Origin of the sequence: Mycetocola manganoxydans (assembly GCF_003667545.1) — a bacterium.
In the GTDB taxonomy this organism is placed as follows: Bacteria; Actinomycetota; Actinomycetes; order Actinomycetales; family Microbacteriaceae; genus Mycetocola_A; species Mycetocola_A manganoxydans.
Genome location: NZ_RCUV01000007.1, coordinates 95,911 through 109,952 on the forward strand (window position 1 = coordinate 95,911; position 14,042 = coordinate 109,952).

Genomic DNA, 14,042 nt, shown 5'->3' on the forward strand with positions numbered 1-14,042 from the left:
GGGCTCGGAGGGCTCCCACACACGCATAGGGTGGGAGTATGGCAACTTCCGAGCGCTACACGCTGGGTCACCACGAAAGCGTTCTTCGCACGCACAGCTGGCGCACCGTCGACAATTCCGCAGCATATCTGGCACCCTATCTGACACGTGGTGCCCGGGTTCTCGACGTGGGTTGCGGACCAGGAACCATCACGATCGACATCGCCCAGCGCGTGTTCCCCGGTGCGGTGTTTGGGATGGATGCATCACCCGAGGTGTGCTTGCAGGCGTCGACCCTCGCGCGCGACAGCGACGTGCTCAACGTCGACTTTGCCGCGGGCGACGCGTACGCCCTCGACTACCCGGACGACACGTTCGACGTCGTGCACGCACACCAGCTGTTGCAGCACGTCGGTGACCCGGTCGCGGTCCTGCGGGAGATGCGGCGCGTGGTCAAGCCGGGCGGCATCGTCGCCGCCCGCGATGTCGTCTACGGAGCGGCATCCTGGTATCCCCTTCTTCCCGGCCTCGACACCTGGATGCGCGTGTACCAGTCGGTCGCCCGCTCGAACCAGGGGGAGCCCAACGCCGGGCGGTCGCTCAAAGCCTGGGCGATGGATGCCGGGTTCACCGATGTCGAAAGCACTGCCTCGATCTGGTGCTTCTCGACCACGGACGACAGGGACTGGTGGGGGAGCGCGTGGGCTGTCCGGGCTGTCGAGTCGAGTTTCGCGCCGCAGTCGATCGAAAGCGGGTCAGCGACCCAGGCCGAACTCGAGGAGATCTCCGCGGCGTGGACGGAATGGGTGGCCGACGAGCGCGCATGGTACGCCATGCCCCATGGTGAAATCCTCGCGCGCAAGTAGCCGCTGACCGAGGACTACAGTTGCTCTGTCCCGCCAACGGCCAGAGGAGTTTCCCATGAGTTCTAGCCCCCACAGCACGGTCTCCTCGGATCGATACGTGAAGTACCGCTGGTGGGGACTTCTGGCGATCAGCCTCGGTGTGGCGATCATCATCATGGATGCCACGATCGTGTCGGTCGCCGTGCCCTCGATCGTGGAAGACCTCGGGATCTCGAGTACCGAGATCCAGTGGGTGCAGGAGATCTATACCCTGCTGTTCGCCGCTCTGCTTCTGACGTGGGGTCGAATCGCTGACCGCGTCGGCCGGCGCAGGATCATGGCGATCGGAATCATCATTTTCGTCGCGGCGAGCGTGCTCTGCGCTGTCGCAGACAATGGAGCCGTCCTCATCGCCGGACGAGCGCTGCAGGGCCTCGGAGGGTCCATGATCCTCCCGACAACGCTCGCGCTTCTCAATGCGAACTTCTCCGGCCGTGAACGCGGCATCGCATTCGCCGTCTGGGGTTCCACGATCGGCGGGATGGCCGCCGTCGGACCCCTTCTCGGCGGCTGGCTGACCGAGAACGCGAGCTGGCGCTGGGCCTTCGGAATAAACATTCCCGTCGGCGCTCTCGTGCTCCTGGGCCTGTTGCTCTTCGTCGCCGAATCCTCCGAAAAGGTCAGTGGCGCGCTGCAGCGCCTCGACGTCGTAGGCGCTCTCCTCTCCATCCTCGGGTTCGGCGCCCTTGTCTTCGGGTTGATCGAAGGGCGTAACTACGGCTGGTGGACAGCCACAGCGGATGCCCCGTTCAGCGTCGGCGGAATCTCTCCCGTTCCGTTCGCCTTCGCGGTCGCGATTCTGGTGCTCACCGCCTTCGTGCTGTGGGAACGATCCCGAACGGCAGCGGGCAAGGGCGTCGTTCTCGACCTCTCGCTGTTCCGGATCCCCTCGTTCGCCAACGGCAATGTCACAGCGCTCATCGTGAGCTTTGGCGAGTTCGGGCTCATCCTCTCGCTCCCGCTCTGGTTCCAGAACGTCCTCGGCTACACAGCGTTCGAAGCCGGTCTCGCGCTCGTTCCGCTCGCGGCCGGGTCCTTCCTGGCCAGCGGCGCTGTCGCGGGGCTCTCGCGCCGGCTCTCGCCGATCGTCGTCGTCCGGATCGGCCTCGGCCTCGAGATCCTCGCGATCGCCACGCTTGCCCTTCTCATCCGGCCGGACAGCACCGGCTGGCTCACCTCACCGATCCTGCTCGTCTACGGAATGGGTGTCGGACTCGCCACCGCGCAACTAACGTCGGTCGTTCTTGCGGACGTCCCCCTCGATCGCAGCGGGCAGGGGTCCGCGACACAGAGCACGGCCAGGCAGACGGGTTCGGCGCTGGGTATCGCCGTTCTCGGAACGGCATTCTTCACCACGCTTCAGCTCGGGACAGAATCGCGACTCTCCGACGCACTCGCGGCGTCGCCGTCGCTCCAGCCGCTCGTCGACTCGGTCACTGCGACGTCGGGTGGCAACATCGCGTCCCTCGCGGCGGATCCGCAGACCGCTTTCATCGCGGATGCCGCGCGCGCGGCGATGACGGATGGTGCGTCCCTCGCCGGTTGGATCGCGGCAGGGGCTCTCGTGATCGGGCTCCTGACGAGCCTGCGGATTCGAACGTCGGTGGCGGCGCAAGACTCTGTGTCAGAGGAGCGCACAACCGCGGGCGAGTGATCTCTCGAGCGCCCGGAACTACTCTTCGTCGTCCTCTTCGAGAGCGTCGACCTGCCGGATGGTTGCGGTGTCTTCCGCGGCGTTGTACGTGATGACCGTGCCGTCATCGAGCTCGATGACGGGACGCCGTTCGAGCCACGTCAGCGTCCAGCGCCAGGAACGTGCGTCGACGTCTTCAGCTCGGAGCTCGTCCTCGACCGTTCGCACGGCAGCGACGACGACCTCGGGAAGTCCGGCCGGGGGTATGTCGCCGACGGTCCAGCGGGTTCCGAGTTGCATGATGCCTCCGTCAGACGGTCAGGTCGTAGGTGATCCACTCGGTTCGCTTCGCGACCTTGTCATACAGGACCTGCGCTTCGTCGTTGTCCGGAGCGGTCACCCAGCGGACGATCTCGGAACGCTGCGCCCGCGCGATCTCGGTCACGTGCTCGATGAGTGCCGTCGCGATGCCGGTTCCGCGTGCGTCGGGAGAGACGAACAGGTCATCGATGTAGATCCCGGTCCCGCCGGCGAGGGGACGCGCGAAGGTCCGGTAGTGAGCGAGACCGACGAGCGAGCCGTCTTCAGCCTGGGCGACGAGCGCAGACAGGTCGTGTTTCTTCTCGCTGATCCAGCTCCATACCAGCAGCGCTTTCTCATCCTGGACGGGTGTGCCGTAGAACTCGCCATACCCGGCGAACAGGGGCAGCCAGTTAAAGAAGTCGCGGTCCTTGACCGGGCGAATCTCAAACGTCATTGTTTCTCCTCAACTGTGGTTCGACGTAGGGGCGTCGACCGGGGCAAATTCCACGCCGGTGACCGCAAGCTCGTCTCCGGGGGTGAATGTGAGTCTAACGATACGACCGACCGCTTTGAGATCCCCTTCTGCGAGGGTCAAGAGTGTGACCTGCTCAGGACTTCCGGTGATGGTCGCCTTCTCAAGCGTGGCTTTCTGGGATGCCTTGGCGTCGGTCTTCGCCCGGCGGATGCTCGTGAGCGCCTGCCCGGTGAGCACCAGCAGTTCCGGCTGGCCGGCCGAAGCGAGGTCGTCCACGGTGGGCCACGCTGCGGAGTGCACCGATCCGTCATTCCACCAGGACCAGGCTTCTTCGGCGGCGAACGGGATGAACGGCGCGAAGAGGCGCAGCAGCACGTGAAGAGCCTCACGCAGCGCTGCGACAGCGGACGCCTGACCCGGGTGGGAAGCGTCGTACGCTCGTTCCTTCACGAGTTCGAGGTAGTCGTCGCAGAAGGTCCAGAAGAAGGACTCGGTCATTTCGAGAGCACGAGCGTGGTCGTACGACTCGAAAGCGGAGGTCGCGTCGGCGACGATCGTCCGGAGCGTGGCGAGCATGCTCAGGTCGATTGGTTCGGTGACCGCGGCGTCGTCCGCTGACTCGAAGCTCAGGATGAACTTCGATGCGTTGAGCACCTTGATCGCGAGGCGCCGGCCGATCTTGATCTGGGTCGGGTTCTGCGGATCGAAGCCGGCATCGGTGCCGAGGCGGGACGATGCGGCCCAGTAGCGGACGGCATCCGACCCGTGCTTCTCGAGGATGTCTGCCGGGGTGACGACGTTTCCCTTCGACTTCGACATCTTCTTGCGGTCGGGGTCGAGGATCCAGCCCGAGAGACCGGCGTGCTCCCACGGCTTCTGACCGTGTTCGAGCACCGACCGCAGCATGGTGGAGAACAGCCAGGTGCGGATGATGTCCTGGCCTTGCGGGCGGAGCGAGAACGGGAACACGGTGTTGAACAGTTCGTCGTCGCGCTCCCAGCCGGCGGCGAGTTGCGGAGTGAGCGATGACGTCGCCCAGGTGTCCATGATGTCGAGCTCGCCCGCGAACCCACCCGGAACGTTCCTCTGCGACTCGTCGTAGCCGGGAGCGGTGTCGCTCGACGGGTCGATCGGGAGAGAAGCTGCGTCCGGGGTGATGGGCGAGTCGTAGACCGGATTGCCCTCGGCGTCGAGCGGGTACCACAGCGGGATCGGCACACCGAAGAAGCGCTGGCGCGAGATCAGCCAGTCTCCGGTGAGGCCGCCGACCCAGTTCTCGTACCGCACCCGCATGAAGTCCGGGTGCCACTCGAGTTCGTTGCCGAGCTCGATCAGCCTGGCACGGAGTTCTTCGTCGCGCGCGCCATTCCTGATGTACCACTGGCGGGTGGAGACGATCTCGAGGGGCTTGTCGCCCTTCTCGTAGTACTTCACCTGGTGGGTGGTCGGTTTGGGGTCGCCGATGAGGGCGCCAGCGTCCTTGAGCTGTTGCACGACGGCCTGCTTGGCGCTGAACACTGTCTTGCCGGCGATCTCCGCGTACGCGGCGAGCCCGGACTCGGAGGTGATCACGTCCGGTGCCTCGGCGATGATGCGGCCGTCGCGGCCCATGATCGTGCGGTTGGGCAGGTCGAGTTCCCGCCACCAGATCACGTCGGTGACGTCGCCGAAGGTACAGATCATCGCGATGCCTGCGCCCTTGTCCGGCTGCGCGAGGTGGTGCGCGAGCACGGGGACCTCGACCCCGAAGACCGGTGTCGTCACGGTGGTGCCGAAGTAGGGCTTGAACCGCTCGTCGTCCGGGTGCGCGACGAGGGCGACACACGCCGGCAGGAGTTCGGGACGCGTTGTCTCGATCTCGATCGTTCCGCCGTCCGGCTTCGTGAAGGCGACGCGGTGGTAGTTGGCCGACTGCTCTTTGTCCTCGAGCTCGGCCTGGGCAACGGCGGTGCGGAAGGTGACATCCCACAGGGTGGGTGCCATCGCCTGGTAGGCCTCGCCCCGTTCGATGTTGCGGAGGAAGGCGAGCTGGCTGATGCGGATCGAGTCGTCGCCGATCGTGCGGTACGACTGGTCCCAGTCCACCGACAGGCCGAGAGTGCGCCAGAGCGCCTCGAACTGCTTTTCGTCCTCGACGGTGAGGCGTTCGCAGAGTTCGATGAAGTTACGGCGCGAGACCGGCTTCTGGTCGGCCGCTTTCGAGCTCTTGCCGTCTCCGCCTTCGAACGGCGGGACGAACTCGGCGTCATACGGGAGAGTCGGGTCGCAGCGCACACCGTAGTAGTTCTGCACGCGGCGTTCGGTCGGCAGGCCGTTGTCGTCCCAGCCCATCGGGTAGAACACCTGCTTGCCGGTCATCCGCTGGAAGCGGGCGACGACATCCGTGTGGGTGTAGCTGAAGACGTGGCCGATGTGCAGCGAACCGGATGCCGTCGGCGGGGGAGTGTCGATGGAATACACGCACTCGCGGCCACCTTCGACGGCAGCGCTCCGGTTGAACCGGTAGGTACCGGCGGATTCCCATTCGGGACCCCATTTGGCTTCAAGGCCCTCGAGGACGGGCTTGTCTGGAACGTGCGCGGTCATGGGAACTCCGGGTTCGCTATAGGCGGCACCGTGTGTACGTGCCTGAGTGTTGGGATCTGTCCATGGTAGCGGAGCCACGACCGGCCAGCCGGATCGAGCTCACGCTCAGCGTGGTGCGGCGAGCCGGGGAGCGTCTGCGATGAGTCGTGCGGTGTACGGATGCTGCGGGTCGTCGAAAACGCGTGTCGCGTGGCCGGTTTCGACGATGCGCCCGTCCTTCATGACCGCGACGCGGTCGCTCATGTGGCGGATCACTCCGAGGTCGTGCGAGATGAACAGGTAGCTGAGCCCGCGTTCCGCCTGCAGCCGGTCGAGAAGGTCGAGCACCTGAGCCTGGACGGTGACGTCGAGGGCAGACACCGGTTCGTCGCAGATCAGGATCTCCGGCCGGGAAGCGAGGGCGCGCGCGATCGAGACGCGCTGGCGCTGACCGCCGGAGAGGTACAGCGGCCGGGTGGTGGCGACCGACTGGGGGAGTCCGACGGCGTCGAGGAGTTCACCGACGGTGGACCTGTCGTCGGGGGGAGCGAGGGCGACGGCATCGTCGAGGATTCGGCGAACCGTCAGTCGAGGGTCGAAGGAACTCAGGCTGTCCTGGTAGATCGCCCCGATCCTGCGCCGAAACGGTCTGCGTTCGCGTTCCCTCAGCGCGGAGAATGGCTCTTCGTCGAGGAGAACGTCGCCGGCGTCGGCATCGGTCAGCGCGAGGATCAGCCGGGCGACGGTCGTCTTGCCCGACCCGGACTCTCCGACAAGGCCGAGGGTCTCGCCGCGAACCAGGTGCAGGGAGACATCATCCACGGCACGGAAGCGTCCGGCCGGTGCGCGATACGTCTTCACGAGGCCGGATGCCGACAGGACGACCGGCGGCGAAGCATCCTGAACAGCCATCGGAACAGTTTTCGGCGCCGGCGCCATCGTCTCGCTGGGGACGAGCGGGGTTCGTCGCGGTTTGTCCGTTGGTACTGCGGCGATGAGGCGGCGGGTGTATTCCTCGCGCGGGTTTTCGAGGAGGGTTCGGGTGTCGCCCGTTTCGACGAAGCGCCCGTCCTTCATCACGAGCACCCGATCGGCGATGGCGCTCACGACGGCGAGGTCGTGGCTGATCAGGAGGATGCCCGTCCCTCGGTCCTTGATGCTTGCGAGCAGGTCGAGGATCCGGGCCTGGATGGTGACGTCGAGAGCCGTCGTGGGTTCATCAGCGATGAGGAACGGAGGATCCAGCGCGATGGCTGCGGCGATGAGGGCGCGCTGGCGGAGGCCACCGCTGAGTTCACCCGATCGCTGCGACATTGCCCGCTCCGGGTCGGGCATCCCGACGAGGGTCAGCAGTTCGATCACCCGCGTCCTCGCCTGCTCGGCCGACAGGCGGGAGTGAAGACGCAGGGCGTCGCCGATTTCACGGCCGATCGGCCGGAGCGGGTCGAGCGAGCCCAGCGCATCCTGCAGCACCAGTCCGACCCGGGAACCGCGGACGCCGCGCCAGTCCCGTTCGGTTGCTCGCGCGAGATCGCGCCCGGAAAGGGTGAGCATCGAGGCGGACACCTGTGAGTCCCGGCCGGCGAGTCCGAGGAGTGCTCGGGCGGTGACGCTCTTGCCCGACCCGGACTCGCCGACGATGGCGACGCATTCGCCCTGCCCGATTGCGAAGGAAAGGTCGCGAACCACTGTCGTGTCGCCGAACGAGACGGTGAGCTGGTCGACGTCGAGGATATGGGTCATCGGTTTCCTGCCGTCCTGCGGGTGAGGCTTCGGCCGAGAACCGTCGTCGCGATGGTCGTGAGCACGATCATCAGCCCGGGGAACACGGTGAGCCACCACGCGGTGCCGATGTAGGTTCGGCCGGCGGAGAGCATGGCTCCCCACTCGGCTGCCGGGGGCTGGGCGCCGAGGCCGAGATAGCTGAGGGCAGCCGCCCAGACGACGGCCTGCCCGATCCCGAGGGTGGCGAGCACGAGAAGCGGCGCGAGAGCGTTGGGCAGGATGTGACGGGTGAGAATCCGAAAGGGCCCGTGGCCGAGAACCCGGGCGGATTCGACGTAGGCGGAGGTGCGGATGCTGACCAGCTGGCCGCGGATGATGCGCGCGTATCCTGGCGCGGTCGACAGGCCCACGGCGATGGTGGCGGTCACCGGTCCAGGGCCGGCGATGACGATCACGAGAAGGGCGAGGAGGAGGCCGGGGAAAGCGAAGAGCACTTCGATGGTGCGGTTGACGGTGAAGTCGAGGACCCGCCCACCGAAGCCGGCGAGGATTCCGAGGGCGAGACCGAGGACGAGCCCGATCGCGGTTGCTGACACTCCGATGAGGAGCGATGTCGATGTGCCGGCAACGACCCGGCTGTAGATATCACGCCCGGACTCGTCGGTTCCGAACCAGTGTGTGAGCGAGGGAGGCTGGAAAGCGTCCCGCGCGGAGATCGCGTTCGGTTCGAACGGTGAGATCAGGCCGGGAACGATGGTGGCAGCCAGGAGGAAGAGCACGAAGCCCAGCGCGAGCAGTTCGCCGACACCCGGTCGTGCGCGTCTGGCCGGTGCTGCGCTCGCCGCAGCGGTCCGCAGGTCGAGTTCGCTCATCGCGTTGCCTCCGCACGGCGCAGGCGGGGATCGGCGAGCCGCGAGGCGGCATCCGTCGCGATCGTCATGACGATGTAGACGAGAGCGACGAGGAGCACCACCCCCGTGACGATCGGGACGTCGCGCAGGGTGACCGCCTGCAGGAGGGTGCGGCCGAGCCCGGGGCGGGCGAAGATCGTTTCGACGACGACAGCGCCCGAGATGAGGTAGCCGAGTGCCCAGCCGGACAGGCTGATGGCGGGAAGGCTTGCGTGGCGGAGGGCATGTCGAAGCCGGATGCCGGTCGGCGATTCTCCGCGTGCGCGCGCGGAGACGATGAACGGGGCATCGAGGGTGTCGAGAAGAGTTTCGCGCATCACCTGGGCGAGGAAGCCGGCAAGAGGGATGGCGAGGGTGAGTGTCGGCAGGATGAGGCCGGTGACGCCTCCGGTTGAGACAGGGGGAAGCCAGCCGAGTGCGCTGCTGAAGATCGCGATGAGGACGGTGGCGAGCCAGAAGTGCGGGAGCGCTGCGCTCGTGAGTTCGATGCCCTGACCGACGGATGCGGCGAGGCGGCCTCCTCCGGTCGACCAGAGCGAGAGGGCGAGAGCGAGCAGCCACGCCACGGTGAGCGCGGCGAAGGCGAGGATCAGCGTTCCTCCGATTTGCGCGCCGAGGAGATCGGCGACGGGAACCTTGAGGGCGTACGAGGTGCCGAGGTCCCCGCTGAGTAGCCGGCCGAGCGCGTTCAGGTATTGGATGCCCAGCGGCAGGTCGAGGCCGTAGTCGCGTCGGACCTGATCGAGCGTTTCCTGCGATGCCTGTGAACCCGGGCCGCCGAGGACGGCCTCGGCCGGGTCGCCGGGGATCAGCCGGATGGCGAAGAAGGTGAGCGTTGCGACAGCCCACAGCACGAAGATGGACCCGCCGAGCCGGACCAGAAGCCACCGCGCGGTGCGGAAGCCCCTGGACCGGGACGCGCGATTACTTTCCGTCAAGCCAGGCGTCATAGAACGTCGGCGTCGACACCGTCGGCAGTGAGCGGGCATCCTTCACGTGCGTGCCCATCAGGAAGTGGTTCTGCTGGTCGTACAGGGGCAGGATGTGGAAGCCACCGAGGATGATGCTCTGGGCGTCCTCGTACAGCGATGCCCGCTCGTCCTCGTCCGAGATCTCCGACGCCCGCGTTAGCAGGTCATCGAGTTCCGGATTGTTGACTTGCGAGAGGTTCGCGAAGTATCCGCTCGGCGCCGGGGTGATCCCGTCGGAGTGGTACAGGATGCGCAGCACGTCGGGTCCGACCTTCGTGTACGGGGCGCTCACGAGGTCGTAATTGTTCTGTGCGAGCACTCCGTACCAGCTCGACAGGTCGAGCAGGCTGAGGTTGACCTCGAATCCGGCGTCCTTCGCCGTCGCCTGGATCTGCTCGAACAGGGACTGCTCGGCGGGGATCGACTGGTTCGTCGACACCGGGAAGTCGAGGGAAAGGCGCTCGCCGTTCTTCACGCGGTAGCCGTCGGCGTCCCGTTCGTTCCAGCCCGCCTCGTCGAGCAGTCGGTTCGCCTCGTCGAGGTCGGTGCTGAAGAGCGACTCGTCGGAGTACCCGGCGGATTCGACGCTCGAGAGCGGTGAGTACGAACGCCCAGCCGAGCCGAAGAAGAGTGATTCGATGCCGTCGTTGACATCGACGGCCCGAACGAACGCTTCACGAACGGCCGGGTCGCTGAACGGCTCGGCTCCGGCGTTCAGCTCGATGCGGTTCGATGCTCCCGGTCGCGGTGCGTCGAGGTGGGCGAGAGTCTCGGTTTTTTCGGCCGCTGCGATCGTGTCGGGCTGGGCGTTGTCGAGCACATCGACCTGGCCGCCCTGCAGTGCGGCGTAGCGTGAAGCGGAGTCGGGGATGAAGCGCCATTCGATGCCATCGAGGTATGCCTTGCCGTCGTGCTTGGCGTCGGCAGGAGGCGAGTTGTAGTCGTCGTTGCGCACGAGCGACACGTGGTCCTGCTTGACCCACTCGTCGACGATGAACGGGCCGGTGCCGATCGGCGCCTGGCAGTTCTCCTCCATCCCGCGAGCGATCCCGGCGGGGGATTCGATCGCCAGCCACGGCATCGAGAGTGACTCGAGCAGGGCGCTGTCCGGCGCGGAGAGAGAGAATCGGGCCACCGTGTCGGAGACGACCTCGACCGAGTCCACCTTTCCCAGTGCGAGGTAACCCGTCGACGACTCGGTCGCCGGGTCTTTGAGGTGCTCGACGTTGACCTTGACCGCTTCAGCGTCGAGCGGGGTACCGTCGGTGAAGCTGACGTCGTCGCGCAGCGTGAACTCCCAGCTGAGGCCGTCGTCAGAGGCGGACCATTCCGTCGCCAGCCACGGAATGATCTTTCCGTCAGCGTCGCGTGAGACGAGCGATTCGAGGAACTGCCCGGCGATGAGCGCCTGCGGGTAATTGCCGCCGACGTGTGGGTCCAGGCACGTGGGTTCGGCGTCGCCGCTGGCGTAGCTGAGAATTCCGCCCTCGACCGGCGTGGTCGATTCTTCACCGGCCGGGGCCTGGCACCCGGCGAGGAGGAGGGCGATGCCTGCGGCCGCTGCGACGGATGCGATTCCGCGCCGGGCGCGTGCGGGTGAAGCGAGATGCATGTGTGTTCCTTGACGCTGGAGGGTGAGACGGCAATGTGTGCTGCGCACATTATTGGACGCGGTCTAATAACTATCCTAAGCGCGAATTTGTTCCCGGCGAACCCGGGTCAGGTCTGGTCGCTACGCTTTCGGTGGGAAGGAGCCGACATGAACGATCAGCCCCAGCAGGTCGGCCGTCCCCGCCGCTCGTCCAAGCGCATCCTCGAAGAGGCCGCTGCCGAGCTTTTTCTCGAGCAGACCTACGCGCGGACCACCGTCGACGACATCGCGCAGCGAGCAGGCGTGAGCCGCAACACCTTCTTCAACTACTTCGGCTCGAAGTCCGACGTGCTCTGGGTCGACTTCGACGAGACCATCGAGCGGCTGTCGGTCGAGCTCGAGGCGTCAGGCCCGGCGAATCCGGTGATGGACGCCGTGGGCGACGCGATCGTGCGAGTCGCCGCGTCGCATCCAGACGACCGTGTGCCGTGGGCTCTCACCCAGGTGGACCTCATGGGCACACGCGACGACCTCGAGGCATCCGGTCTTCGCCGGTTCATGAAGCAGGCAGAGGTGATCCGGCTCTTCCTCTCCAGCCGGACGGCCGTGGACGACGGGCTTCAGCCGCAGGCGGTTGCATTCGCGGTTCTCGGCGCTGCCGCAGCGGCAGCGGGAGTGTGGGCGAGCGCCGGGATCGGACGCCGGCCGCTCGCCGACTACGTGGCCGAGGCCGTCGACCCCGTGTGTGCCGGTTTTGCGGCCAGGCGCTGAGCTCAGTCGAGGATGTGCCTGAGGTAGCGTCCCGGTGCGTCGAGGTAGGCCTTCCAGTTCCGGACGAGATCAAGGTTCTCCCACTCGGCGCGGTGGATGCCGTCCGCCGAGACCTCGAAGATGGTGGCGCCCGGGAGCGACGCGAGTACGGGGGAGTGAGTCGCGCAGAGAACCTGCGAGCCGTTCGCAACGAGTTCGGACAGGGCGCCGATCATGGCGAGCGTCGAACTGAATGACAGGGCGGCCTCCGGCTCATCGAGGCAATAGAAGCCGGGCTTGGTGAGGTACGACTCGGTCACGGCGAGGAAGGATTCGCCGTGGCTCATGCTGTGGAAATCACGCCCATTCGGCAGGGAGCCCTGAAAGGTGTAGTAACCATGCATCGTCTCCGCGCGCAGGAAGAATCCCCACTTGGGAGCGCCCGCGCGCTTGACCAGCCGGATCCAGTCGGCGAGAGGTGATTCGGTTGGCAAGGTTTCGTGCGCCGAATGGATCGTTCCGCCCTCCGGCCCGAGCCCGTACGCGGCGGCGGCCGCTTCGACGAGTGTCGACTTGCCGCTCCCGTTCTCGCCGACGAGAAATGTGACGCCGGCCCCGAGTTCGAGCCCGGATTCGAGAAGTTGGCGGACGGCGGGGATCGTGACCGGCCACTCGCCCGCAGGGACGTCGGCGTCTGGCATCCGCTCGATGGATCGCACGAGACGCTGGTCGGCGAATGGTTCCGGTGCGGGCATGCAGCCCATTGTGGCAGCCCAGGCACGTGGCGTACTTGTTATAGCTGAACTAGAACTATAGAATCGACGCATGCTCCTCCGAATCGACCCGTCGTCGCCGACACCGCTGTTCGATCAGCTTGCGGCAAGCATCCGTGGTGCTGCCATCGCCGGTGGCGTGAAGACAGGGGAACGGCTCCCCGCTGCGCGCGAACTCGCCGACTCGCTCGAACTCAACGTGCATACCGTGCTTCGCGCCTACCAACTACTGCGCGACGAGGGTCTCGTCGACCTCCGTCGCGGACGTGGAGCCATCATCACCGACCGCGCCGAACGGTACTCGCAACTCAGTTCGGCCATCGGGGCCGTCGTCGACCAGGCCCGAACCCTCGATATCAACCCGGACACCGTCAGCTCACTCCTCCGAGAGGCCTTCAAGAAATGACCACCGAACCCCGCTCAACCGGACGCAGCCGTCACCTTCTTCTCGGGACCCTCCTCCCGGTCCTCATTGCGGCGGTCGGCGCTGCCGTCGGGATCTCCTGGCTGCCCGAACTCCCGGATCCGGTCGCCATCCACTGGGGCAGTGACGGCGCAGACGGGTACGGCAGCGCGTGGACTCTCATCCTCATCCCCCTCGGGATCACCGTGATGTTCACCCTGTTCACTGAGCTGCCCCTTGCCCAGTCCAGACGCCGGGGAGGACTCACCAGCAACGACAAGTTCCTCGTCGTCACGCGTCACTTCCTCAGCGTCCTGCTGACCGTCGGAACGATCGGGTCACTCGCCGTGCAACGCGGCCTCGCCGACGCATCCGACGCCCCGAACATCGGCGGGCCGATGGTGTTCGGTGCGGCAGGAGGCATTTCGCTCGCCGTGCTGGTCTGGTTCCTGCTGCCGAAGGCAGTGCCGTCACGGTTCGACGTGGAGCCGGAGGTCGAGCCACTCGACGTCGCTCCGACGGAGCGGGTGTATTGGGCACGGACCGTTCACGTCTCCGGTCCCGTCATCGTGCTCATCTGCGCCGTCGTCGTGCTCAGCGTCGGCACGGTGATCCTCACCTCGATCGCGTCGGACGGCGGGCTGCCCTTTGTCGCCTGGATCTCCGCCTTCGTCGTCGTGCTGTCGATCGGGATGTCGTTCTGGCGGGTCCGCGCCGACCGCCGCGGGTTCTTGGTGCGAGGCGCACTCGGCTGGCCCCGCGTCAGCATTCCCGCGGCGGACATCGCAGCGGTCCGGGTGGTCGACGTCGACCCAACCGCTGACTTCGGCGGCTGGGGCTGGCGTTGGGCACCTGGACGCCGCACCGGCATCATCATGCGACGCGGTGCAGCGATCGAAGTGACCCGCCGTGACGGGCGCCGACTCGTCGTGACGGTGGACGACGCCGACAATGCAGCAGCTGTGCTCCAGACGGTGCGATCGCGCGTGGCATCCTGAGTCGCGAGTTGCCCGCTTTCACGGGTGTCGGGCGACGAGAACCCGCAAAACCGGGCAACT

At 66.4% G+C, this 14,042-nt stretch carries 13 protein-coding genes; 5 read left to right on the forward strand and 8 right to left on the reverse strand.

Annotated features, from left to right (window positions below; translation table 11 throughout):
- The first annotated feature begins 38 nt into the window (after window positions 1-38).
- Window positions 39-845 carry a class I SAM-dependent methyltransferase gene (locus D9V29_RS07390; protein ID WP_121672691.1) on the forward strand — a complete coding sequence of 269 codons (807 nt, stop codon included), beginning with the start codon at window positions 39-41 and terminating at the stop codon, window positions 843-845.
- A 55-nt stretch (window positions 846-900) separates the two neighbouring features.
- Entirely contained in the window at window positions 901-2,538 is a 1,638-nt protein-coding gene (locus tag D9V29_RS07395; RefSeq protein WP_121672692.1) for a DHA2 family efflux MFS transporter permease subunit, read from the forward strand.
- A gap of 18 nt (window positions 2,539-2,556) precedes the next feature.
- On the opposite strand, the gene D9V29_RS07400 is transcribed toward D9V29_RS07395, so the two are convergent.
- The 7 genes from D9V29_RS07400 to D9V29_RS07430 all read right to left on the reverse strand — a co-directional run bounded on the left by D9V29_RS07400 (window position 2,557) and on the right by D9V29_RS07430 (window position 11,079).
- Window positions 2,557-2,817: a hypothetical protein gene (locus D9V29_RS07400; protein WP_121672693.1), complete on the reverse strand. Its 261-nt coding sequence runs from the start codon at window positions 2,815-2,817 to the stop codon at window positions 2,557-2,559.
- 10 nt (window positions 2,818-2,827) lie between these two features.
- A complete protein-coding gene (locus D9V29_RS07405; protein WP_121672694.1) occupies window positions 2,828-3,274 on the reverse strand; it encodes a GNAT family N-acetyltransferase in 447 nt (148 codons plus the stop codon).
- Window positions 3,275-3,283: 9 nt separating this feature from the next.
- Window positions 3,284-5,881: a valine--tRNA ligase gene (gene valS, locus D9V29_RS07410; RefSeq protein ID WP_121672695.1), complete on the reverse strand. Its 2,598-nt coding sequence runs from the start codon at window positions 5,879-5,881 to the stop codon at window positions 3,284-3,286.
- A 105-nt stretch (window positions 5,882-5,986) separates the two neighbouring features.
- The gene (locus tag D9V29_RS07415; RefSeq protein WP_121672696.1) at window positions 5,987-7,603 is read right to left on the reverse strand and encodes a dipeptide ABC transporter ATP-binding protein; all 1,617 of its coding nucleotides are present in this window, start codon (window positions 7,601-7,603) and stop codon (window positions 5,987-5,989) included.
- Complete coding sequence (locus D9V29_RS07420) at window positions 7,600-8,457, reverse strand: ABC transporter permease (RefSeq protein WP_121672697.1); 858 nt, start codon at window positions 8,455-8,457, stop codon at window positions 7,600-7,602. Before D9V29_RS07420 ends, D9V29_RS07415 begins: the two co-directional genes overlap by 4 nt.
- Window positions 8,454-9,446, reverse strand: a complete 993-nt coding sequence (locus tag D9V29_RS07425; RefSeq protein ID WP_121672698.1) for an ABC transporter permease — start codon at window positions 9,444-9,446, stop codon at window positions 8,454-8,456. Before D9V29_RS07425 ends, D9V29_RS07420 begins: the two co-directional genes overlap by 4 nt.
- Window positions 9,421-11,079 (reverse strand): ABC transporter substrate-binding protein, encoded by a 1,659-nt coding sequence (locus D9V29_RS07430; RefSeq protein WP_121672699.1) that lies wholly within the window; start codon window positions 11,077-11,079, stop codon window positions 9,421-9,423. The genes D9V29_RS07425 and D9V29_RS07430 overlap by 26 nt, the downstream gene beginning before the upstream one ends.
- Window positions 11,080-11,226: 147 nt before the next feature.
- Between D9V29_RS07430 and D9V29_RS07435 the strand changes: the two genes are divergently transcribed.
- Complete coding sequence (locus D9V29_RS07435; RefSeq protein WP_121672700.1) at window positions 11,227-11,829, forward strand: TetR family transcriptional regulator; 603 nt, start codon at window positions 11,227-11,229, stop codon at window positions 11,827-11,829.
- 2 nt (window positions 11,830-11,831) lie between these two features.
- Here the strand turns inward: D9V29_RS07435 and D9V29_RS07440 are convergent, their stop codons facing one another.
- Entirely contained in the window at window positions 11,832-12,563 is a 732-nt protein-coding gene (locus D9V29_RS07440; protein WP_121672701.1) for an AAA family ATPase, read from the reverse strand.
- A gap of 70 nt (window positions 12,564-12,633) precedes the next feature.
- Here D9V29_RS07440 and D9V29_RS07445 point away from each other — a divergent pair, with 70 nt between their 5' ends.
- The gene (locus D9V29_RS07445) at window positions 12,634-12,987 is read left to right on the forward strand and encodes a GntR family transcriptional regulator (RefSeq protein WP_121672702.1); all 354 of its coding nucleotides are present in this window, start codon (window positions 12,634-12,636) and stop codon (window positions 12,985-12,987) included.
- A complete protein-coding gene (locus D9V29_RS07450) occupies window positions 12,984-13,982 on the forward strand; it encodes a DUF1648 domain-containing protein (RefSeq protein ID WP_121672703.1) in 999 nt (332 codons plus the stop codon). The genes D9V29_RS07445 and D9V29_RS07450 overlap by 4 nt, the downstream gene beginning before the upstream one ends.
- Window positions 13,983-14,042 lie beyond the last annotated feature (60 nt).

Bases quoted from the DNA above. Each gene is read 5' to 3' on its own strand.
- D9V29_RS07405 (WP_121672694.1), bottom strand. From the start codon at position 3,274: ATGACGTTTGAGATTCGCCCGGTCAAGGACCGCGACTTCTTTAACTGG.
- D9V29_RS07400 (WP_121672693.1), bottom strand. From the start codon at position 2,817: ATGCAACTCGGAACCCGCTGGACCGTCGGCGACATACCCCCGGCCGGA.
- D9V29_RS07445 (WP_121672702.1), top strand. From the start codon at position 12,634: ATGCTCCTCCGAATCGACCCGTCGTCGCCGACACCGCTGTTCGATCAG.
- D9V29_RS07450 (WP_121672703.1), top strand. From the start codon at position 12,984: ATGACCACCGAACCCCGCTCAACCGGACGCAGCCGTCACCTTCTTCTC.
- D9V29_RS07420 (WP_121672697.1), bottom strand. From the start codon at position 8,457: ATGAGCGAACTCGACCTGCGGACCGCTGCGGCGAGCGCAGCACCGGCC.
- D9V29_RS07430 (WP_121672699.1), bottom strand. From the start codon at position 11,079: ATGCATCTCGCTTCACCCGCACGCGCCCGGCGCGGAATCGCATCCGTC.
- D9V29_RS07395 (WP_121672692.1), top strand. From the start codon at position 901: ATGAGTTCTAGCCCCCACAGCACGGTCTCCTCGGATCGATACGTGAAG.
- D9V29_RS07425 (WP_121672698.1), bottom strand. From the start codon at position 9,446: ATGACGCCTGGCTTGACGGAAAGTAATCGCGCGTCCCGGTCCAGGGGC.
- D9V29_RS07440 (WP_121672701.1), bottom strand. From the start codon at position 12,563: ATGCCCGCACCGGAACCATTCGCCGACCAGCGTCTCGTGCGATCCATC.
- D9V29_RS07415 (WP_121672696.1), bottom strand. From the start codon at position 7,603: ATGACCCATATCCTCGACGTCGACCAGCTCACCGTCTCGTTCGGCGAC.
- D9V29_RS07390 (WP_121672691.1), top strand. From the start codon at position 39: ATGGCAACTTCCGAGCGCTACACGCTGGGTCACCACGAAAGCGTTCTT.
- valS (WP_121672695.1), bottom strand. From the start codon at position 5,881: ATGACCGCGCACGTTCCAGACAAGCCCGTCCTCGAGGGCCTTGAAGCC.
- D9V29_RS07435 (WP_121672700.1), top strand. From the start codon at position 11,227: ATGAACGATCAGCCCCAGCAGGTCGGCCGTCCCCGCCGCTCGTCCAAG.